We start from the raw sequence: 20578 nt of genomic DNA, 5'->3' as shown, positions 1-20578 counted from the left end.
ATATTTAAATTCCTACAATCCGTGCACCATGAAGCATATTTTTTTTCTTTTCTTCTTGATATTCTCCCCTATTACAGCCCAAGTAGTGGAAACATGGAACGACGGGGACTTTTCTTCTACCCCTTTATGGCAAGGAGATGTGCATAAGTTTAGCATCAATACTGCAGCGTCCACCCTTCAGTTGAATGCACCAGCCGCAGCTTCTCAAGCCTATATAACAACCTCAAGTAAGGCCATCAACAATGCAACATGGGAATTTTCTGTTCATCTGGATTTTAATCCTTCCAGCTCAAATTATGCAATTATTTATTTAGCATCCAATCAAGTAAGCTTCAACAACAACATGGAAGGCTACTATGTGATGATTGGCAATACGCAGGACGAGGTGTCTTTATACAAGCAAACATCTGAGAATAAAATAAAGATAATTGATGGTACCGACAAAATATTAGACAGCTCACCAACATCAGTTTGGGTACGCGTCTTACGCGACGATAAGGGCAACTGGCAATTATATACCAAAACAGAATCAGAAAATTATCAACTGGAAGGGGAGGCATTTAACAATGATATCGTAGCATCCTCCTACTTTGGAATTTATTGTAACTACACCTCAACACGTAGCAACAAATTTAGCTTTGGCCCCATCCATATATCCGGATCAGCCTATTTAGATACAGAAAAACCCCAGGTTACTTCACATCACCTAATAGCCGGAAATAAATTCGAGATACAATTCAGCGAAAAGATTGATATTTCTAGTATTAGATTAAAGGACTTTTCGCTGTTAAACCAATCTTATAGTATTGCAAAAATTAAAATCAATAATCCATCAACAATAACCATTCAATTCGAGGACTTTTTAAACGATACCAAGTTAGGACAATTATTCATTAAAAACATCAAAGACACCATAGGCAATACAATAAGAGACACCACCTTAACCTATCGTTTTGAACGGATAAAGATAACCAATGCCACAGTTCCGGTATCCGATCAGCTTCAACTTACTTTTAATAAAAATATAGATAACGCCACTCTAAACACAGCTAGTGCTCTTGGAGAACTGAATTTTGATGCGGTCACTTTAAAGAATGATTCCACCTTACTATTTATAGCAGACAGCTCATTTATTACCGACCGCACCTATCAGTTACATATCTCAGGAATACAAGCTGAATTTGGAGATATGTTAAAAGACACTAGCATCCACATCACCTATCGCAGGCCACAAAGATATGATATTGTTTTTTCAGAATTTATGCTTGACCCAACTCCAAGCGTTGGACTGTACAATTCCGAATACATCGAAATATACAATCGTAGAGAGTATCCCATTAACTTGGGCGGCATGCAAATAGTGATTAACGACAAAGAAAGCTACCTACCAGCCTATGAACTTCCTGGAAACAGCTACGTACTCATCATTGACGATCATGAAGAACAAAACTGGCCCAAGGATTTACCGATAATCAAGATCCAAGACCTGCCTACCTTGAACAACAATAAAGGAACTTTGGTTTTATATTATGCCAACAAGCTAGTTAGCGATGTGTTTCAATATCCATTAGTAATGGATGACGCTGGATTTAAATCGGAAGGCGGATGGTCTCTTGAACGCATCGATACAAATAATCATCAACCTGAATTCAACTGGGAATACGCTACAAATTTAGACGGAGGAACACCTGGAACGGAAAATTCGGTCACTAATTTTAACCCTGATATTATTTCCCCCTACCTTAAATATATATCCTACCTCAGTCCCAACTCTTTTGAATGGGTCTTTAGCGAATCTTTAAAAATACCTGATAATTTTGACTTATCAGCCATATCAATTAAAGGAGCTACCATTACAAATCTTACATGGGAGCCTATATTTTTAAAGAGTGTTCAGATTTCTTTTGCAAATAATCTACCAACAGGTCACACCTTCACAGCGAATATACTTTCTTCTATATCAGATTTTTCAGACAACCAACTAAGTAGCAATCGTGCACTAAGACTGGGAGTCCCGGAAGAAATAGACAGTTTTGACGTGATCATCAATGAGGTGCTATTTAATCCAATTCCTACAGGAGTTGATTTTGTGGAACTCTATAATCGCTCAAATAAAATACTTAACCAAAGTGACATCTACCTCTCTTCGTTTAAAGATATGGTCTTAGACGAACTAGAACCTGTGGATGATAAAAATCAACTTTTGTTTCCCAACGATTACTTGGTGATAACCGAAGACAGCTTAATTTTGTCTGAATTAAACTCCTCCGCGAAAAACGAATTTATAAATCAATCTCACCTTCCCTCACTAAATGATGACCTGGGAAATATTGCTGTTACAAAAAAAACAGGACAACTTATCGATTACTTTGAATACACCAATGATATGCATTTTGAACTATTAAGAGACCAGGAAGGTGTTTCTCTGGAACGCATCAGCCCACATTCTACCACCAACAGTATTCACAACTGGCAATCTGCCTCAAAGGCAAGTGGGTATGCCACACCAACCCTACAAAACTCGCAATATATTGAAAATGCATTAAGAACGGACCTCCAATGGCTAAGTCTTGACAAAAAAGAATTCAGCCCCAACGCGGATGGCACAGACGACAATCTACTCATTAATTACAAACTGGACGAAACAGGCTGGTCAGGAAGCGTTAAAATTTACAACCGCTATGGCATCGTGATAAAAACACTGGCACACAATGAGTTATTAGGCACACAAGGTTTTTTTACCTGGGATGGAACTACAGACCACAACGATAGGGCACCCTTGGGAATATATATTATTTATGGTGATTTCTTCTCTTCAAACGGAAAAACGAAACAAGAAAAGATGACGGTAGTATTAACCGCGGGAAGTAAGCAACATTAAACCCGGAAAATGCATTAAAAATTTATTACGCCTTTCAATGCTAACTGGGATTAATCATCCCCCTGTATGTCCAATCATTTGTACTGGGCATGCCAGTTTCTCTGAAATAAAAAATCCCCCTTGCCTGGGCAGGAGGGATTTATATACTGGACATTGCATAAAAAACTATAGGGAACCCACCAATTCTTTTATTACCAAGGTCATGGTTGGCTCAGCCTTGGCAGCTACTTCCTGCACTTCTTTGTGCGAAACTTCCACGATCTCTCCCGGCACTCCTGAATCCGTTACAATAGAAACTCCAAAGCAAGTCATATTCATATGACGAGCAACAATAACTTCTGGAACTGTTGACATGCCGACTACATCTGCGCCTAAAATACGGAACATCTTATATTCCGCCGGCGTTTCGAAAGTAGGTCCGGAAGTACCCACATACACACCTCTTTTAAGTGTGATGTTATGACGCTGGGCTATAGAGAATGCCCTATCAATCAAATCCTTAGAATAACACTGACTCATATCCGGAAAACGAGGTCCAAGCTCATCATAATTTTTACCCATTAAAGGATTATTTCCAAACATATTGATATGGTCATCGATAATCATTACATCACCAACCACAAAGTCCGGATTAAGTCCACCACTAGCATTGCTCACCAATAAAGTATCTATTCCTATACATTTCATTACGCGCACAGGAAAAGTAAGCTCTTGCATTGAGTACCCCTCATAATAATGAAACCGTCCTTGCATAGCTACCACCTCTTTTCCACCTATGGTACCAAAGATCAATCGACCATGATGCCCCTCCACTGTAGAAGTCGGAAAATTAGGTATAGCATCATATTCCAACGTACTTTTAATATTTATCTCCTGCACTAAACCACCCAAACCGGTACCTAAAATGATACCAATACGCGCCTCAGTCTTAGACTGCTCCAATATAAAATTAGCGGTTTCTCTTATTTTGCTTAACATAGGTAATGATTTTATCTTTAAATTCTTCTTGTTGATTGCTTAAAACTTTTATTTCAATTGGGATATAATACAAACACTTACGCAGGTTCGAGCTACTGGGCAACACTTGCCGAAATCTGACCGCATCCTTTTCTGTTGTTAATACCCATTTATTTTCATTCGATATTTCACTAAATCGCAACGCTATTTTTTCAATATCGTTCTCATTGAAGAGGTGATGATCAGGGAATCTCATGACTGACATTTCACCAACAAGCCTTGCTATATGATCCTCAAAAGGAACAGGGTTGGCAATGCCTGTTACAGAAAGCACCGAGTGATCGCATAACTTTTCCGAATCCAACGCTAGGGCGTCCTCAAAGACAGGCCTTACTTTTTGGTACCCTATCGTTGAAAAATAAACACCCTGCATATCAGAAGGTTTCATTCTTCGTACAAATTTATCCTGCTCATCCGCAGACATATTCTCCGGGCATTTACTAATCAAAATGATATCAGCTCTTTTCTTACCATTCATTGGCTCCCGCAGCTCTCCTGCAGGCAGCATGCAATCGCGCCAAGGAGGACGATGATAATCAACCACCAAAATATTCAAACCCGGATTTACATATCTGTGCTGATAAGCATCATCCAACACAATGATATCGGGTCTATCTTCCATAGCCAGTAAGCTACAAATTCCATCCACCCTTTTCTCAGCGACACATACTGTCACGTCTGGGAATTTATCCAGAATCTGCTTAGGCTCATCACCTATCTCAGCAGCAGTGGACAAACCATGAGCCACAATCACCCCCTGGCTTTCCCTTTTATACCCTCTACTTAACAAAGCTAGCTTACCATCATCCTTCAACAACCGAATAACATATTCAGTAACAGGCGTTTTTCCCGTACCCCCTACAGTAATATTACCCACTGAAATTACGGGCAGAGAGAAACGTTCTGACTTTAATACATTTATATTAAACAATAAATTACGAATACGAATCACAAAACCATATAGCAAAGCTATAGGCCACAGCAGCATCCGTATGTAATTTATTACTTTCATTTGTTAAAATTTAATGGTCAGATGGAGCTCACCGAAACTATTCATCCCACTGTGTACAAAGCTATTTCCTAGGCTCATTTCTTATTCGCAAAAAAAAGGCTGTCTTTATCAGACCAGCCTTTCTATTATAACAAAGATATATAAACTTTAATTCAGCTCCAATTCATACGGTAATCTTGCCTGAATAGGATGCAATTCTTTAATTGAATTTAGCTGTTGCACCTTTTGATAATCCACTCCAAGCAAAGACTCTGTCATAAATGCTTTTGCTTCGCTTTTCATATCCTTTAAAATCTCTTCTATTGGCGACAACATCTCAGGCATTTCTTTAATTCTTGCGCTTTCCAGACCCGCTTTCTCCTTTGCGATACGGATAGCTGTCTGCAGACCACCTAACACATCCACCAAATTTCTATCCATTGCATTTTCCCCACTCCACACTCTACCTTGTCCTATCTCATCAATAGCCTCTTTGGTGGTATTTCTTCCATCGGCACACCTCCCTTTAAACACATCATAAAACCGATCCACATATCCTTGGAACAAGGCTTTTTCATCGTTCGTAAAAGGTCTTGTCAAAGAAGGAACATCGGCATATTTATTTGTTTTCACGCCATCAAAAGTAAAGCCCCATCTATTAGCTACCGGTTTCACATTCGCCATCATACCAAACACACCGATGGATCCTGTTAAAGTAGCAGGATTGGCAACAATAGTATCGGCGACACAGGCTATATAATAACCACCCGAAGCAGCCAAGTCGCCCATAGACACAATCACGGGTTTCACTTCCTTACAAAGCTTTACTTCTCTCCATATAATATCAGAGCCGGCACCCGATCCTCCGGGAGAATTAACCCGCAACACCACGGCCTTAATAGATTTATCTCTTCGTGCATCCCGAATGGTTTTACTGAGTTTTTCTGAATTAATACCATCCTCATCGGAACCATCAATTTCACCTTCAGCATAAATCACCGCTATTTTATCTTTTAAGAGTCCCTTAGATTCTCTCGGAACATAAACCGATTTATAATCGGCAAGGTTAACTTGCTCTATATCCTCATCTTCGTCGGTTCCAGTCAGTTCCTTCAGTTCTGCAATAACCTCATCTTTGTATCTAAGTCCGTCCAATAACTTACCTTCCACAAAAACATCATTACTGGAAAACATTCCTCCATTATCGGCCAATAGATTTATTTCAGTAGTTGAAACACCTCTGGCTTCCGAGATACCACTGACAATAAAATTCCATATGGAGTTTACATAAGTGATGGTTTGCTCCTTGGACGGTTCACTCATATGATCAAGCATATAAGGTTCCACAGCCGATTTAAACTTTCCATGTTTAAATATCTGCATCTCCACACCTATCTTTTCCAATGCTCCCTTGAAGAAAGTACGTTGAGAGCTAAGTCCTTTAAGCTCCATCATACCATGAGGAGGAAGATAGACTTTAGACGCTACGGAAGCCAAATAATATCCTTTTTGAGAATACATAGGCGAAAAAGCATAAATAAATTTACCTGAATCTTTAAAAGCCCTTAGTTCATCTCTTATTTCGCTAAGTGTAGCATATCCAGTCTGTGGGTTTCCACATTTTAGATATATACCTGTAATTTTATCATCACGCTGTGCTTTTTTTATATTTTTTAGAATATCGTTTAATCCCAACTGCGATTGAGAAAAGGGGGATTCACCCAATAAATCAGACAATGGATCATCCACACTCCTGTCTTTAATTACCTTATCCAGATCAATCGTTAATAAAGTACCCTCTTTTATCTTCGTTTCTTTCTCTCCAGAAGAGGCAATGGATGCTATCACTCCAAAAAATATCAATATGATAAATAATGCAGTAACTATAGAACCAATAACTGTTAATAGTAATGATTTAAAAAATTTTGCCATAATTTGAGTTATTTTTGTGATTTGTAACAAATATATAAAACAATTGTTATCGTTTCATCAAGTCGATAATAATTTCAACAAATTTGAATCATGCACAAGGTAATATTACTGATAGGAGGCAACGAAGGTCAGCGTATTGAAAACATACAAGAAGTCAAAAATAAAATTGACACGCAGATAGGTTCAATCATTCAAGAGTCGTCTCTATACGAAAGCGAACCCTGGGGTTTTGAGCACCATCAAAACTTCATCAACCAAGTTCTAGAGGTTTCCACCCAGCTATCACCCAGCGAAGTTCTACAGCGAGGACAAAGCATAGAAAAAGAATTAGGTAGAAGGCCAAAGAAAAAGCTCACGTACGAAGCCCGAACCATGGACATAGACATCTTATTTTATGACGATGTAAGGCAAGAAGCTGTTGCTTTAACGATTCCCCATCCCAAACTACAGGAACGCTTATTTACACTATTACCTTTGAATGAAAAATGGGGAAAATACACTCATCCAGTCTTGAACAAAACAATAGAACAATTACTGGACGAATGTGATGATGTTGGATGGGTGAAGAAAATAATATAAGCTATAATTTTCTACCAAAAGCCAAATCACCGGCGTCTCCTAAACCAGGGATAATATATTTTTTCTCATTGAGTTCCTTATCCACAGCGCCAATCCACAAGGAAATATTATCAGAAGCCATATTTCTTTGCACATAATCAACACCTTCTTCACTGGCAATGATAGAAGCAATATGAATATGCTTTGGCGTACCTTTGGTTAAGATCGCTTTATAGGCCAGCTCCATTGATGCGCCACTTGCCAACATTGGATCGGTAAGTATAACAATCTTATCATCCAGGGAGGGTGATGAAATATATTCGATATGGATATCAAAATCACCCTTCTCGTTATACTTTCTATAAGCCGATACAAAGCAATTTTCAGCACCATCAAAATAATTCAGGACACCTTGATGCAAGGGTAATCCTGCACGCAAAATAGTAGCAATCACAACATTCTCGTCGTGAACAAACTCATGAGACACTCCAAGTGGGGTTTGGATATCAATGCTTCTGTAGTTTAGCTCCTTGCTAATTTCGTAGGCCAGAATCTCACCCATACGCTCTATATTCCTGCGGAATCTAAGGGGGTCAGTTTGAATTTCCTTGTCACGAATCTCTGCAATAAACTGATTAAACAAGGAATTTTGTTTGTTGAAAATGTGGGTGTTCATTCTTCTTGTATTTAATATTCAATGGGGTAAATAAAATAATGCATATATTTGAGCGTTGGCAAAGATAAAAAAACCATGTATTATAACGAGGTTAAAGAGATAGAACTTCCGAAAATTAAAGATTTAAGGGGAAACTTAACCTTTTTGGAACAGAACAATCATATTCCATTTCCCATCAAACGTGTGTATTGGATTTATGATGTGCCGGGTGGCGAAAATCGCGGGGGACATGCCTTTAAAAACACTTCAGAATTTATTATTCCCTTATCCGGAGGATTTACTGTGGATATTAAGAGAGGTGAGAAGAAATCATTTTTTCAACTTACCCAAACCAACAAAGGATTATATGTACCAGCAATGACCTGGCGCAAAATTGGAAGCTTTATATCCAATAGCGTTTGCCTGGTCATAACCGATACCGAATTCAAAGATAACATATACATCCGCGATTTTATGGAATATATAAAAATCTACAATACACTCTAAAGATGGCCTCCATTGACGACTGCAACATCATTGAACTAACTAAAATAGGCTCCGACAGAGGTTCACTAACATACACCGAGTCTGAGATATCTACTCCATTTGATATAAAGAGAGTATATTACACCTACGACATTCCTACGGCTGCTGAAAGAGGTGGCCATGCCCACAAAGCGCAACATGAGCTGGTCATTGCAGCCAGCGGGAGCTTTGAAGTAATTATTGACGACGGAAAAAACAAAAAAACCGTCTTTTTAAACAATCCACAAAAAGGATTGCACATCGTTCCCGGCATATGGAGAGAACTCAAATCCTTTAGTACTGCCAGCGTAGTACTGGTAATGGCCTCTGATGTATTTATAGACTCTGACTATATCAAAAATTACAAAGAATTTGTACATGATTGAGATTATTAAATACCACTCCGAACTCAAAGATGAATGGAACAGCTTTGTAGAAAAAGCAGATAATTTTTCTTTTCTCTTTTATCGGGATTATATGGAATACCACAGCGATCGTTTTACGGATTTTTCGCTGATGTTATACGACAAAAGAAAATTAAAAGCGCTGTTACCAGGCAGCATTAACAACAGTCATTTCTCAAGTCATCCAGGACTTACCTATGGAGGCATGATACATCAACCTGCCTTTACTTTTGATAAGGCTCAACTATATTATGCTCATTTTTTCGACTTCTTAAAAAGACAAGCCATCACATCAACGACCATCAAGTTACAACCTTTCTTTTACCCATCTTCATATACACAAGTACAACCTTTTCTACTGAACAACATCCACCACGCCACAAGTTCTAAAGATATTGGTGCTTTTATCCATTGCAAAAACCATACATTTCCCAAATCTACTATCGAAAAAAGAAAACTTCAATTGGATCAGTTCTACGTGGAAGAAAATGCTTCACTAGAAGAATATTGGCAAATGCTCAAGCAAAATTTAGCTACATATCACCAGTCAAAACCCGTTCATACCCTGGCAGAAATTGAAAACCTACAACGCACATACCCAGATCATATTAAATTATTCTGTATACGAAATAGAACAAGTCATCACATCGACGCCGGGACTCTCTATTTTGATCAAGGAGAAATAGCCAAAATGCAATATATCGCTTCATCGATCCAAGGACGCACCAACAGAGCTACCCATGCGCTTTATTACTTATTTATCAAACACTTAAAAAGCAGAAGTGAAATTATTGATATGGGAACATGTATGAAAAACAACGAAGTAAACACGAGCCTACTATATTTAAAGCAACGCTTTGGTGCGGAAGTCTATTTCACCCAAAAATACTCATTCTCTATTTGAAACCATTGTAACACAAAAATACTTGTTGGTACAATTCATTACTTCGTAAAATACGTCTCTATGCTCCGCTTGTAAAATAAACACGGATATAATACTACTCGACACATCCTTGAGATCTACCGTATCTCCCACTTGCTTTATGGGATAACTTTGTAAAATCCTAAAAAAACGATTCGGTCGTACTTCCACTGACTTAAAAACACCTTCCTTGTAGGATCTAAGAATAAACTGAAACACATTTTTGTCCATACGATATGAAGGAATAGACACCTGACGCCCAACCGCAATATCAAAAGCATATTTTACTACATTCAAATTACAAAGACACTCGATTGCCATAGGAATGTAATTACCTCCGAATCTAGGCGCCAGTTCAATAAAATAAACATTTTCATATTGATCTATTTTAAGTTCAATATTAATACCCCCATTACGATATGATGACACATCGATAAAACGTTGCAACTCGTTTTTCACTTTCTCTAAAAGGTGTTCCGGAAGAGAGCTAGGAAACAAAGTACCAATAGGAGAAAACCTTAGTAGCCCATCACCAAAATACTGGTCTCCCAAACAACAAAACAACAATTTCCCATTCTGAACCATCGCATCGCCGTGTATCTGTGTCATTTCTGAGACAATAAACTCTTCCACAATTACTTTATGTTCCAGAGAAAAATCAAGAGAAATTGCGATTTTTTCCTGAATTTCACATTTATTTTTTAAAATAAAAACACCCTTACTTCCTGCCCTATCTGTAGGTTTTATAATAATTGGAAAACGAAAATCATCTAAACTTAACTCATTCGCAGAAGCAACAGCCTGAAAGAAAGGACTATTAAAACCATGTTCATATAAAAACAATCTAAATTCCTTTTTATTGGCCATCATTTTCACGGCCTTAACCGGATTTCCCACAAGATTCAAGTTGTCTGCGACGAAAGCTGCTGCAACAGCTCCAATATCAGTACTGAAAGCCGCCACGGCATCCACTTTGCCCCTCTCTACATAATTCGCTAATTCCTCGAAATCAAGCAAGTTGATATTCACCGATTGATCAGCGTATTTATGTCCAATATTATTCGGATTATTATCACAAGTAATTACCTGGTAATTATTTTCTCTTGCTGTTTGAATAAAACTAACATGATCAAATAAGGCCGGCATGACCAATATTTTTTTACAATATTTCATTCCCTAAATAAAAAGTAAGATACTACTTTTGCATAAGTACCGTTTAATTTCAAAATTAATGGTTTATTACATCATTAAAAACAAAATACATTCTTATATGAAAGTTTTACTTTTGGGAGATTATAGCGGATTACATTTAAATTTAGCACAAGGTTTAAAAATGTTAAATATTGATGTAACTGTAGCTTCCAACGGAGATGGATGGAAAGATATCCCCCGCAATGTAGATTTAAAACAACCTGAAAAATTCAAAAGAATTCGTTTTTTAACTAAACTTAGCAAGGCATTACCTCAATTAAAAGGTTATGACATTGTACAATTAATCAACCCTATTTTTTTAGGTACGCACCCTTGGCTCAATGATTTAGTTTTCCAATTTATCAAAAAACACAATCAGTATATTTTTCTTGGCGCAAATGGGATGGATTATTACTATTGCAGCTACGCTATGCAAGGGAAACTGAAACACTCTGTCTTTCAAGTTCCAGACATTAAAGACGATCCGCTCATCAAACAACATAAACAAGCACTAAACAACAAAATGTGGGTACAAAGTAATATAAATGTCGCTAAATATGCACATGGAATTACTGCTTGTAATGTCGGGTATTTTATGGCATACAAAGCCATTTATCCAGACAAAACAACCCACATTCCTCTTCCCATTGATACGTCAAAATACGCTTTTATTAACAACATTAACAAAAACACAAAGGCAATTACTTTTTTCATTGGAAAAATAAAAGGACGTGAAAGACGAAAAGGCATAGATGTTATCGAACGTAATTTATTAAATCTAAAACAAAAATATCCTCATGACGTAATGATAAAAACGATTTCAAATTTACCTACAGCTCAATACACCAAAGAACTAAACGACTCACATGTTTTATGTGATCAAAAATACTCATATGGCATTGGAATGAATGCCCTGATAGGACTATCTAAAGGATTAATAACAGGCAGTGGAGCAGATGAAGAAATGTATCAACTCATCGGCGAAAACAAAAACCGACCCATCATTAATCTTAATGTATCAGATAATGACATGCTAAACTCATTTGAGAAACTTATTGCAAATAAATCAAAACTCAGAGAACAGGCAATCGCAAGTCGTAATTTTGCCATAAAACACCATGATACCATTAAAATAGCACAAGAATATATTGACTTCTGGAAATCAAAGATGTAATTACGCTTATGAACAATATTTAAAAAATTAAAATTGGACTTTCGTTTCTATAGACATTTCAGCAAAATTAAAGACAGTAAACTACTACGTATTTCTGCTCGTAACTCCATCCAGGTAGTGATTCAATTTATAATAGGAATACTTAAAATTAAGATCACATCCATCTGGCTAGGACCCACTGGCATGGCGCTTTTGAGCCAATTCATGAACTTTGTACAAATAGCATCAAATATTTCCGGCGCTGGCATTACAGGAGGAACAACAAAAATGTTAGCTGCTTACTCCTATTCTCCTAAACGAATTCGATATACGATTACTACTTCTACCACCATTACTATCGTATTTTCGTTTATCACCTCACTATGCATCTTCGTTTTAGCTCCCCATCTAAGCCAGAGTTTAATGCATTCTCAGGACTACACTACCACCTTTAGAATAGCAGGCTTCTTCCTATTCTTTCAAGCTTTGACAAATTTATCCTTAGCCATACTAAAAGGGAAAAAGAATTACAATACATTTATAAAATATAACATTTTCATCGTTATATCGTCAGTCGCCATACTCTTTCCCTTTACCGTAGCATGGGGGATAAAAGGCGCCATTTGGGCATTTCTATTGAGCTTCCTGTTCTCGGGAGTGTTTTTTATAAAATTACTTAAGCCAACATGGAGCTCATTTATATTTTTTAAACCGATTGCTAAAAGATTTTTTGGTTTTAGCTTAATGCTATTCATTCCAATCACCATAAGCCCCGTTATTCAGATTATCATCCGTGATACCATTATCCAACATTGTTCGATCACCCAAGCTGGGTGGTGGGATGGCATCAATCGAATTTCACTTACATATACCTCCATTATATTTTCTAGTCTAAGTTTATATTATCAACCCAGGATTACGGAACTAGTAAGTTTTTCAAAAATAAAAAAAGAAGTTTATGATACCATTAAAATAATTATGCCCATCGTTCTCGTGGGAAGTACAAGCATATTTTTAGCCAGAAAACTAATTATTCCACTCTTATTTTCAGCCGAATTTTATGAAATGCACAACTTATTTCTTTTTCAATGCATCGGAGACGTACTAAAGGTCATCTCGTGGCTTTTTGCTACAGTATTAGTGATGAAAGAAAATATAAAATACTACATACTATGCGAACTATTTATGGCATTATTCCGCCCTAGTATAGCATTAGCACTCATCCCCAAATATGGTATTAACAGCACTACCTTATGCTACCTAATATCTAATATTACATATCTCATTATAATATACTTAGCATTCAAATACCATGGTAAAAAAGAACATATCAAGTAATATTTTAATCACCTTTCGATCAAGATGTCCCCATACAGAACCTAAAAATAAACTACTTCAATCGTATCATTAGAACTTTGAAATCGGAACAAAACGAACCTTCTCTGCTACGAGACAAAGAACCACTCTACTTTACATACTTTTTAGGAACCCTAATTCTAATACCCAAACACTCCCATTTTTTCTTTATCCATTTCATTAACTTGAGTATAGAACCATCGATATTGAGAAGGATTTTTTGAAAGAACGTTAACTGTTTCGTATCAATCGCCGCTTTAAGTCTTAAATACGTAGACATATCTCCAGCTATCTTGAACTTGATAGAGTAATAAAAACGAATAAGATTCATGTACCTCTTAAAGGAAATATTATCTTCTTCCTCTGCTAGAAAGGCATCCACATCCATATGGCGTTTTTGTTTTGTAGGCCAGAGACTTAATCTATTTGAAGCGGTAAGCATATAGCAGGCTGAAATCTTATTTGTGAAATATATTTCAGCACTTAAAGCAGCTCTAATCCACAAATCAACATCTTGACCCGTATCATATAATACATTAAAACCACCCAACTGCAGAAAAAAATCTTTCCTCATACATACAGCTGAAGTCCATACCAAACAATCCTCCATCGAATATTTAAAAAAATCATTTATTCGTCCATACCAAGAATGGCTCCTTTGCATAATGGGGCTTCTCATAGGCAGAGTCAACCGATCATTATGTAACATTTCGTAAGCCGTAGCAAACCACTTCCCTTCAGGAAACTTAGAGATCAAGAATTCCAAATCTGACAAATGGGAAGAATACCATAAATCATCGGCATCAATAAAAACAATATACTCGCCATTTGCTTTTTCGACACCATAATTTCGGGCAGAAGAAACACCGTGGTTTTCTGTTTCGAAAAGTCTAATTCTGCGATCCTGAAAAGCTTTAACAATATCGACTCCTCGATCGGTAGAACCATCATTTACAACAATAAGTTCAAAATGAGTATATGACTGCTCAAGAACACTATTAATCGTATCTGCCACATTACGTTCTTTATTATAAAGCGGAATGACAACAGAAAAGAAAACCTTCATGAATCTAAAAGAATATGGTGTACTACAAATATAGCAAAAAAGATGAGTTAAAGATTTACAATTCGCCCTCATCCGCAAAACTAAAGAAGCCATGATCAGCAACTATAAGATGATCAAGAATTGGCACATCCATCACTTTGCCAGCTTCAACCAACTTTTGGGTATTAATTTTATCATGATGACTGGGTCTAAGGTTTCCGGAAGGATGATTATGGCACAGTATTATAGCTGAGGCCAATTGATCAACGGCGGCTTTCATAATCAGCTTACAATCAATGACCGTTCCAGCAATTCCGCCTTGACTAATCTTTTGTGTCGAGATGACTTTATTGGCTCTATTGAGTAATACAACCCAAAACTCTTCATGAGGCAGATCGGCCAGCAAGGGATGCATCAGGTCATACACATCTCGGCTTCCCGATATTCTTGGCTTCTCCACTGCTTCACTAAGCTTTCTGCGTCTACCTAACTCCATCGCCGCTACGATGGAGATAGCTTTTGCCTCACCAATACCACTATAATCACGTTTAAGTTTGTCGATAGTAAGTTTACCCAATTCATTTAAGTTATTACTGACATCATTCAATATGCGTTTGGAAAGGTCCACAGCTGATTCGTTCTTATTTCCCGAACCTATTAAAATAGCAATTAACTCAGCATTGGATAAGCTGGAAATTCCTTTGGTAAGTAATTTTTCTCTGGGCCTGTCTTCAACCGCCCAATTTTTGATACTCAGTTTCTGGCAAGCCATGGTCTTGGTTTCTAAATAACACAATCGACTGAAATCAACAAACGATTACAAAACCGAACCATTACAACATGAAACGATTTACCCTGTCAAAATCAGTTTCGCAAAAAGATAATAAATATCTCCATACCGATCAACCAGTGGCAACAAAAAAACCTCCATGAAAACTCATGAAGGTCTCTTTGTGTACTCCGTAGGGGAATCGAACCCCTGTTACCAGGATGAAAACCTGGCGTCCTAACCCCTAGACGAACGGAGCAGACTAAGCTTATATTAAAGCTTGTTAATATGCTTGGCTAACTTAGATTTTAAGTTAGACGCCTTATTCTTATGAATAATGTTTCTTTTGGCTAATTTATCAAGCATCGCAGCTACTTTAGGAAACATTTCCGAAGCGGCTTCTTTTTCACTTGTACTACGAAGCTTTTTCACAGCGTTACGGGCTGTTTTAGCGTAATACTTGTTGTGTACTCTTTTCTTCTCTGCTTGACGAATTCTTTTTAACGCCGATTTATGATTTGCCATTTTATATAACCCTAAAATTATCGAATCTTCTTATTACGTACTCCGTAGGGGAATCGAACCCCTGTTACCAGGATGAAAACCTGGCGTCCTAACCCCTAGACGAACGGAGCATTATAACACTTGAACGTTTCTTTGTTTCTCAAATGCGGATGCAAAGATATATCAAATTGTTTTTACTCCAAATATTTTTCGAAAAAAAATAAAATAATTTTACACTACGCTAACACACAAGCTCATACAAATCGCTAAAGCTTTAAGAAACAAGGCTTTTTATACCCCAATCAAAAAACACCTAAAATATATTGCATAATAAATAGAATCTTCTTTACCTTTGTGTGGTCAATTTATGGATAGTGGATGGATTTGACTGATTGCAACCACTCTAAAAAAGTGCTAAAACGCATTATCCCCTTCCATTTTAGCTATCCAAACATTTTTATATAAACTAAATGATAAATGTTATGGGGTATTTATTTACATCAGAATCCGTTTCAGAAGGGCACCCTGATAAAATAGCGGATCAAATTTCAGACGCTTTACTAGATGAGTTTCTACGTCAAGACCCACAATCAAAGGTTGCTGCAGAAACATTGGTTACAACAGGTTTAGTTGTTTTAAGTGGCGAAGTCAAAACCAATGGTTATGTGCCCGTTCAAAATATAGCACGTAAAGTTATTGAACGCATCGGATACACAAAATCAGAGTATATGTTTGATTCTGGTTCTTGCGGGGTAATATCTACCATCCATGAACAAAGCGAAGATATTAACAGAGGTGTAGAACGAGAAGAAGAAGAAAACCAGGGAGCTGGCGATCAGGGTATGATGTTTGGTTATGCTTGTAAGGAAACCGAAGAATTGATGCCTTTTCCACTACAGCTCTCCCACGAATTGCTCATAGAGTTATCTGCCATTCGAAGAGAAGGAAAAGAAATGACTTACTTACGTCCGGATTCTAAATCGCAAGTAACCATGGAGTATGACGACGACAATAAACCGGTTCGAGTACATACCATCGTTCTATCTACACAACACGACGATTTCGATGAAGAAACAGCGATGCTTGCAAAGATCAAGCAAGATGTAAAAGACATACTTATTCCACGGGTAAAAGAAAAACTAAGTACGAACGAACAGAAGTTCATCGATGACCATTTCATATTACATGTGAACCCGACAGGTAAATTTGTCATTGGAGGGCCACATGGAGATACCGGTTTAACTGGTCGGAAAATCATTGTTGATACATATGGAGGTAAGGGCGCTCATGGTGGAGGAGCTTTTTCCGGTAAAGACAGCTCTAAGGTAGACCGTTCGGCGGCCTATGCTGCACGCCATGTTGCTAAAAACATGGTGGCTGCTGGGATTTCCAACGAGGTATTGGTTCAAGTAGCATATGCCATTGGCGTTGCAGAGCCTGTGGGACTTTTCATTAACACTTATGGAACTTCAAATGTTGATTTAACAGATGGTGAGATTGCAGAAAAAATAAATACAATTTTCGACATGCGCCCTGCAGCCATCGTAAAACGTTTTGGCCTCAAAAATCCTATTTTTGAACCGACAGCTGCCTACGGTCACGTTGGACGGAAGCCATACACCCAAACTGTAACCATAAAAGAAAATGGTTCGGACGTAGAAAAAGAAGTTGAATTCTTCACATGGGAGAAGCTAGATTATTTAGATAAAATTAAAGCAGCCTTTGGCATTTAATTGTAAATAAACACTAATAGTAGAGAGGCTATTCGTTGGTTCGGATAGCTTCTCTTATTTTTACCATTCAACAATTCTATAGACCCAATTATTTTGCCTTCTTATTACCCCATGGAATCTGATAACCAACCACATAAGAAAAACCCAGATTAAAAGCATTAGAACCGTTACCATAACCAGGCACAGCATAAGGTTCCAATAATTCACTATTACCAGAACTTATCTTCAACTTTAAATGAATCATCCAACTCATATAAAAATTATTTAGCACCTCGCTTCGCAACCCAAATATAGCCTCAACCCAATGTGTACTGAAGGTATAAGGCGATACCGAAGAGTGATAATCACCCCAATAGCCATCCTCAATAGTAATTGAACCGGATTCATGTTCCTGTAGTGCATACCCATACCTCAGTCCAATCAAAATATTATCATTATTACCCGCATCTTCCACCACAAAAATATCGTAGTCGATACCTGCTCTAGCAAAGAAACCGGTGGACTCATAGGTATAAGACTTATCATCAAAAGAAACGGTTTCAGAACCTAAAGCGCCCGCAAAAAAGGTTCGCTTCCCAATATTTGTTCTAATATGAGCCTCCAATGCAAATCTATCTTCATCGAACACGGGTAGCAAGAACCTTGAAATATCAATTCCCAGTTCTGTTCCTCTTTTCTTATCCGGATAAGGAATCTTTTCCTTCTTTGCACGAGGTGTCCCTTCCTGATCCTCTATATTCTGTTGTTCACGCTCACTCTGAGATTGCGTATAATCCTGCGCAAACACAGGACTCAAAAGCGCCAAAAACAATAAGCTAGTACAGGTATATCTTAACATTCTCCAGATTTTCATTATACACAACCTCATCATAATCAATGGCCACAGAATCTATAAAAGAAACGTCTGAGTACATCACCGTATCCAAATAGAAAGAAAAGATAAAACCACACTCCCCAGATACAAAATTTAATTCTTTCTGATGAACAAATGAAATAGTATCTTTTAAATCATTTATTTCGATAATAAATTGCGAACTATCATTTTCCATACTCAAAGGCAAATAAACATCACTCACCGTCGCCTCGTCATAGAGAATACTATCCACTCCAGTACTATAAATAAGCACATTACTCACTGAAGAATCGGTATCAGATGACTGGTACGAAGAGTAAAATCCTACCTGTACCGACTGTTGGTTCGACAAACAGAAGTCGCTACTATCATCACCACAAGCATATGTCAAAAACATAAAAAGCAGCAAAAATACATATGTAAATATCTTCATCAAATATCGTATTAACACTATTCAAAATGCAATATTAACAAAAAAACAAAAGCAATAGAACAAGGCTTTAGCAATAATCTTTCCAAATAAATCGTGAAAATCAACGAATAACCTGAAAAATTCACTGCTGAATCTCAAATGCACACATGTCCGATATCGGGCATATTTCAAATAAAAATTGTACCAAACCGAACACTCTTTACAGCACCACAACCCCACATGCACCTATTAAACAGACTATTAAACAAAAAGGCACTATCCTTGTCAAAATCTTCAGGTTATAAAACTTATGTCATAAATAAAAATTAAAGTAAATGTTAAAAATCAAACAGACACTAACTCTGGCATGTCTTTGTGCATGCATAAGCATTACTGCTCAATCCAATAAAATAGAATACGAGGAGTTCGACCTGGACAATGGCCTGCATGTTATATTACATCAGGACAACACGACCCCTATTGTTAACATCTCGGTAATGTATCATGTGGGTTCAAAAAACGAAAACCCCAACCTAACCGGATTTGCCCATTTTTTCGAGCACCTAATGTTCGAAGGCACAAAAAACATAGCTCGCCATGAATACTCCAATTATGTAGAAAAAGCAGGCGGCACTTTAAATGCCAACACATCCAACGACCGCACCTATTATTATGAGATTCTCCCTTCCAACCAATTAGAGTTAGGACTGTGGTTAGAATCAGAGAGAATGTTACATGCGAAGGTAGATTCCATAGGTATTGCTACTCAAAAAAGAGTGGTCATTGAAGAAAAAAAACAAACGGTTGACAATCAACCATACGGAAACATACTAGAGATAACCTTTAAAAACGCTTATAAAGAACACCCCTATCGGTGGACTGTAATAGGAGATCCCGATCACATCATGAGCGCTCGTGATCAAGATTTTGTAGATTTTTACGACACCTATTACGTACCCAATAATGCATGTTTAGTAATCGCAGGTGACATCAACAAATCCAATGCAAAACAATTGGTTAATAAATATTTTTCTGAAATTCCTAAAGGTGAAAAGGAAATATACAGGCCTCACATAACAGAACCTCAGCAAACAGCAGAGATTAGAGACACTGTATACGGAGCCGTACAACTTCCGCTAATACTCCATGCTTATCACATACCAGCCATAGGTACCAACGACTATTACGCTGTTGACATGCTAAACAACCTCCTCTCAAAAGGCCAAAGCTCCAGGTTGTACAAGTCACTCGTCGACAAGCAACAAAAAGCACTTGAAGTAGGCTCTTTCTCCATGAGTCTGGAAGATCCGGGGATGACACTGGCTTTTGCACTACCTAACTCTGGCGTTGAAAACAAAGATCTCGAAGACGCGATGATCGAAGAAATAGCCAAGGTTCAAAATACTTTAATTTCGGAACGAGAGTTTGAAAAACTCAAAAACCAAATTGAAAATATGGTAATAAATAGCAACAGAAGGCTAGCTTCCATAGGAGAGAACTTAGCCACCAATTACACTTATTTCAAGAACACAAACCTCATTAACCAGGAGCTAGATAAGTATATGGCCGTTACAAGAGAAGATATTCAGCGAGTAGCCAACACCTATTTAAACGAAAACAACCGTGTGGTTATATATTACCTTCCCCAAACAGAACAAGCCAACTAATTTATTGCGC

The 20578-nt window shown here is 37.5% G+C and carries 19 protein-coding genes and 2 tRNA genes; 9 read left to right on the top strand and 12 right to left on the bottom strand.

The genetic code is table 11. The features are described from left to right. The first annotated feature begins 28 nt into the window (after positions 1-28). Positions 29-2881: a T9SS type B sorting domain-containing protein gene (locus CYTFE_RS0120280; RefSeq protein ID WP_044213006.1), complete on the top strand. Its 2853-nt coding sequence runs from the start codon at positions 29-31 to the stop codon at positions 2879-2881. A 165-nt stretch (positions 2882-3046) separates the two neighbouring features. Here CYTFE_RS0120280 and CYTFE_RS0120275 read toward each other — a convergent pair whose 3' ends face one another. The 3 genes from CYTFE_RS0120275 to sppA form a co-directional block, all read right to left on the bottom strand. Continuing rightward, a complete protein-coding gene (locus CYTFE_RS0120275) occupies positions 3047-3859 on the bottom strand; it encodes a purine-nucleoside phosphorylase (RefSeq protein ID WP_027473310.1) in 813 nt (270 codons plus the stop codon). Then, positions 3831-4910 (bottom strand): tetraacyldisaccharide 4'-kinase, encoded by a 1080-nt coding sequence (gene lpxK / locus CYTFE_RS0120270; protein WP_027473309.1) that lies wholly within the window; start codon positions 4908-4910, stop codon positions 3831-3833. The genes CYTFE_RS0120275 and lpxK overlap by 29 nt, the downstream gene beginning before the upstream one ends. A gap of 147 nt (positions 4911-5057) precedes the next feature. Continuing rightward, positions 5058-6821: a signal peptide peptidase SppA gene (gene sppA / locus CYTFE_RS0120265; protein WP_027473308.1), complete on the bottom strand. Its 1764-nt coding sequence runs from the start codon at positions 6819-6821 to the stop codon at positions 5058-5060. A 90-nt stretch (positions 6822-6911) separates the two neighbouring features. On the opposite strand from sppA, the gene folK reads away from it, so the two are divergent. Then, positions 6912-7400 carry a 2-amino-4-hydroxy-6-hydroxymethyldihydropteridine diphosphokinase gene (folK, locus tag CYTFE_RS0120260; protein WP_027473307.1) on the top strand — a complete coding sequence of 163 codons (489 nt, stop codon included), beginning with the start codon at positions 6912-6914 and terminating at the stop codon, positions 7398-7400. Position 7401: 1 nt separating this feature from the next. On the opposite strand, the gene upp is transcribed toward folK, so the two are convergent. Further along, on the bottom strand, positions 7402-8055 hold the full coding sequence (gene upp, locus CYTFE_RS0120255; protein ID WP_027473306.1) for a uracil phosphoribosyltransferase: 654 nt from the start codon (positions 8053-8055) through the stop codon (positions 7402-7404). A gap of 48 nt (positions 8056-8103) precedes the next feature. Between upp and CYTFE_RS0120250 the strand changes: the two genes are divergently transcribed. Genes CYTFE_RS0120250 through CYTFE_RS0120240 form a run of 3 tightly spaced genes read left to right on the top strand, consistent with a single transcriptional unit; the run spans position 8104 to position 9867 of the window. Next, positions 8104-8541, top strand: a complete 438-nt coding sequence (locus CYTFE_RS0120250) for a sugar 3,4-ketoisomerase (RefSeq protein WP_235208155.1) — start codon at positions 8104-8106, stop codon at positions 8539-8541. Between the two features lie 2 nt (positions 8542-8543). After that, positions 8544-8945 (top strand): sugar 3,4-ketoisomerase, encoded by a 402-nt coding sequence (locus tag CYTFE_RS0120245; protein ID WP_027473304.1) that lies wholly within the window; start codon positions 8544-8546, stop codon positions 8943-8945. Then, on the top strand, positions 8938-9867 hold the full coding sequence (locus CYTFE_RS0120240) for a hypothetical protein (RefSeq protein ID WP_027473303.1): 930 nt from the start codon (positions 8938-8940) through the stop codon (positions 9865-9867). The genes CYTFE_RS0120245 and CYTFE_RS0120240 overlap by 8 nt, the downstream gene beginning before the upstream one ends. Here the strand turns inward: CYTFE_RS0120240 and CYTFE_RS0120235 are convergent. Continuing rightward, positions 9853-11031, bottom strand: coding sequence for an ATP-grasp domain-containing protein (locus CYTFE_RS0120235; protein WP_027473302.1), 1179 nt, complete (start codon positions 11029-11031; stop codon positions 9853-9855). The genes CYTFE_RS0120240 and CYTFE_RS0120235 overlap by 15 nt on opposite strands. Before the next feature lie 124 nt (positions 11032-11155). Between CYTFE_RS0120235 and CYTFE_RS0120230 the strand changes: the two genes are divergently transcribed. Next, entirely contained in the window at positions 11156-12250 is a 1095-nt protein-coding gene (locus tag CYTFE_RS0120230) for a glycosyltransferase family protein (protein WP_154665708.1), read from the top strand. A gap of 33 nt (positions 12251-12283) precedes the next feature. Beyond that, positions 12284-13567 carry an O-antigen translocase gene (locus tag CYTFE_RS0120225; protein WP_027473300.1) on the top strand — a complete coding sequence of 428 codons (1284 nt, stop codon included), beginning with the start codon at positions 12284-12286 and terminating at the stop codon, positions 13565-13567. A gap of 127 nt (positions 13568-13694) precedes the next feature. Here the strand turns inward: CYTFE_RS0120225 and CYTFE_RS27455 are convergent, their stop codons facing one another. From CYTFE_RS27455 to CYTFE_RS0120200, 5 genes are all read right to left on the bottom strand, one after another. Beyond that, positions 13695-14651, bottom strand: coding sequence for a glycosyltransferase family 2 protein (locus tag CYTFE_RS27455; protein WP_052343326.1), 957 nt, complete (start codon positions 14649-14651; stop codon positions 13695-13697). A gap of 55 nt (positions 14652-14706) precedes the next feature. After that, positions 14707-15402, bottom strand: a complete 696-nt coding sequence (gene radC / locus CYTFE_RS0120215) for a RadC family protein (protein WP_044212990.1) — start codon at positions 15400-15402, stop codon at positions 14707-14709. 184 nt (positions 15403-15586) lie between these two features. Then, positions 15587-15658, bottom strand: a tRNA-Glu gene (locus CYTFE_RS0120210). A 14-nt stretch (positions 15659-15672) separates the two neighbouring features. After that, on the bottom strand, positions 15673-15924 hold the full coding sequence (gene rpsT / locus CYTFE_RS0120205) for a 30S ribosomal protein S20 (protein WP_027473298.1): 252 nt from the start codon (positions 15922-15924) through the stop codon (positions 15673-15675). A 38-nt stretch (positions 15925-15962) separates the two neighbouring features. Next, a tRNA-Glu gene (locus CYTFE_RS0120200) sits at positions 15963-16034 on the bottom strand. Positions 16035-16385: 351 nt separating this feature from the next. On the opposite strand from CYTFE_RS0120200, the gene metK reads away from it, so the two are divergent. After that, positions 16386-17636 (top strand): methionine adenosyltransferase, encoded by a 1251-nt coding sequence (gene metK / locus CYTFE_RS0120195; protein WP_027473297.1) that lies wholly within the window; start codon positions 16386-16388, stop codon positions 17634-17636. 88 nt (positions 17637-17724) lie between these two features. Here metK and CYTFE_RS0120190 read toward each other — a convergent pair whose 3' ends face one another. Both CYTFE_RS0120190 and CYTFE_RS0120185 read right to left on the bottom strand, forming a co-directional pair. Next, entirely contained in the window at positions 17725-18474 is a 750-nt protein-coding gene (locus tag CYTFE_RS0120190; RefSeq protein WP_027473296.1) for a DUF6048 family protein, read from the bottom strand. Beyond that, positions 18452-18922: a DUF6452 family protein gene (locus tag CYTFE_RS0120185; protein WP_027473295.1), complete on the bottom strand. Its 471-nt coding sequence runs from the start codon at positions 18920-18922 to the stop codon at positions 18452-18454. The genes CYTFE_RS0120190 and CYTFE_RS0120185 overlap by 23 nt, the downstream gene beginning before the upstream one ends. Before the next feature lie 314 nt (positions 18923-19236). Between CYTFE_RS0120185 and CYTFE_RS0120180 the strand changes: the two genes are divergently transcribed. Beyond that, positions 19237-20568 (top strand): M16 family metallopeptidase, encoded by a 1332-nt coding sequence (locus CYTFE_RS0120180; RefSeq protein ID WP_027473294.1) that lies wholly within the window; start codon positions 19237-19239, stop codon positions 20566-20568. Positions 20569-20578 lie beyond the last annotated feature (10 nt).

This window comes from Saccharicrinis fermentans DSM 9555 = JCM 21142 (assembly GCF_000517085.1).
Lineage (GTDB): Bacteria > Bacteroidota > Bacteroidia > Bacteroidales > Marinilabiliaceae > Saccharicrinis > Saccharicrinis fermentans.
This window is presented reverse-complemented; position numbering and strand designations above follow the sequence as displayed.

What these genes read in the sequence shown, in the direction of transcription:
- CYTFE_RS0120275 (WP_027473310.1), bottom strand. Translation starts at nt 3,859, where the DNA reads ATGTTAAGCAAAATAAGAGAAACCGCTAATTTTATATTGGAGCAGTCT.
- lpxK (WP_027473309.1), bottom strand. Translation starts at nt 4,910, where the DNA reads ATGAAAGTAATAAATTACATACGGATGCTGCTGTGGCCTATAGCTTTG.
- radC (WP_044212990.1), bottom strand. Translation starts at nt 15,402, where the DNA reads ATGGCTTGCCAGAAACTGAGTATCAAAAATTGGGCGGTTGAAGACAGG.
- CYTFE_RS0120280 (WP_044213006.1), top strand. Translation starts at nt 29, where the DNA reads ATGAAGCATATTTTTTTTCTTTTCTTCTTGATATTCTCCCCTATTACA.
- CYTFE_RS0120180 (WP_027473294.1), top strand. Translation starts at nt 19,237, where the DNA reads ATGTTAAAAATCAAACAGACACTAACTCTGGCATGTCTTTGTGCATGC.
- metK (WP_027473297.1), top strand. Translation starts at nt 16,386, where the DNA reads ATGGGGTATTTATTTACATCAGAATCCGTTTCAGAAGGGCACCCTGAT.
- CYTFE_RS0120190 (WP_027473296.1), bottom strand. Translation starts at nt 18,474, where the DNA reads ATGTTAAGATATACCTGTACTAGCTTATTGTTTTTGGCGCTTTTGAGT.
- CYTFE_RS0120240 (WP_027473303.1), top strand. Translation starts at nt 8,938, where the DNA reads ATGATTGAGATTATTAAATACCACTCCGAACTCAAAGATGAATGGAAC.
- upp (WP_027473306.1), bottom strand. Translation starts at nt 8,055, where the DNA reads ATGAACACCCACATTTTCAACAAACAAAATTCCTTGTTTAATCAGTTT.
- rpsT (WP_027473298.1), bottom strand. Translation starts at nt 15,924, where the DNA reads ATGGCAAATCATAAATCGGCGTTAAAAAGAATTCGTCAAGCAGAGAAG.
- CYTFE_RS27455 (WP_052343326.1), bottom strand. Translation starts at nt 14,651, where the DNA reads ATGAAGGTTTTCTTTTCTGTTGTCATTCCGCTTTATAATAAAGAACGT.
- CYTFE_RS0120230 (WP_154665708.1), top strand. Translation starts at nt 11,156, where the DNA reads ATGAAAGTTTTACTTTTGGGAGATTATAGCGGATTACATTTAAATTTA.
- sppA (WP_027473308.1), bottom strand. Translation starts at nt 6,821, where the DNA reads ATGGCAAAATTTTTTAAATCATTACTATTAACAGTTATTGGTTCTATA.
- CYTFE_RS0120235 (WP_027473302.1), bottom strand. Translation starts at nt 11,031, where the DNA reads ATGCCGGCCTTATTTGATCATGTTAGTTTTATTCAAACAGCAAGAGAA.
- folK (WP_027473307.1), top strand. Translation starts at nt 6,912, where the DNA reads ATGCACAAGGTAATATTACTGATAGGAGGCAACGAAGGTCAGCGTATT.
- CYTFE_RS0120185 (WP_027473295.1), bottom strand. Translation starts at nt 18,922, where the DNA reads ATGAAGATATTTACATATGTATTTTTGCTGCTTTTTATGTTTTTGACA.
- CYTFE_RS0120245 (WP_027473304.1), top strand. Translation starts at nt 8,544, where the DNA reads ATGGCCTCCATTGACGACTGCAACATCATTGAACTAACTAAAATAGGC.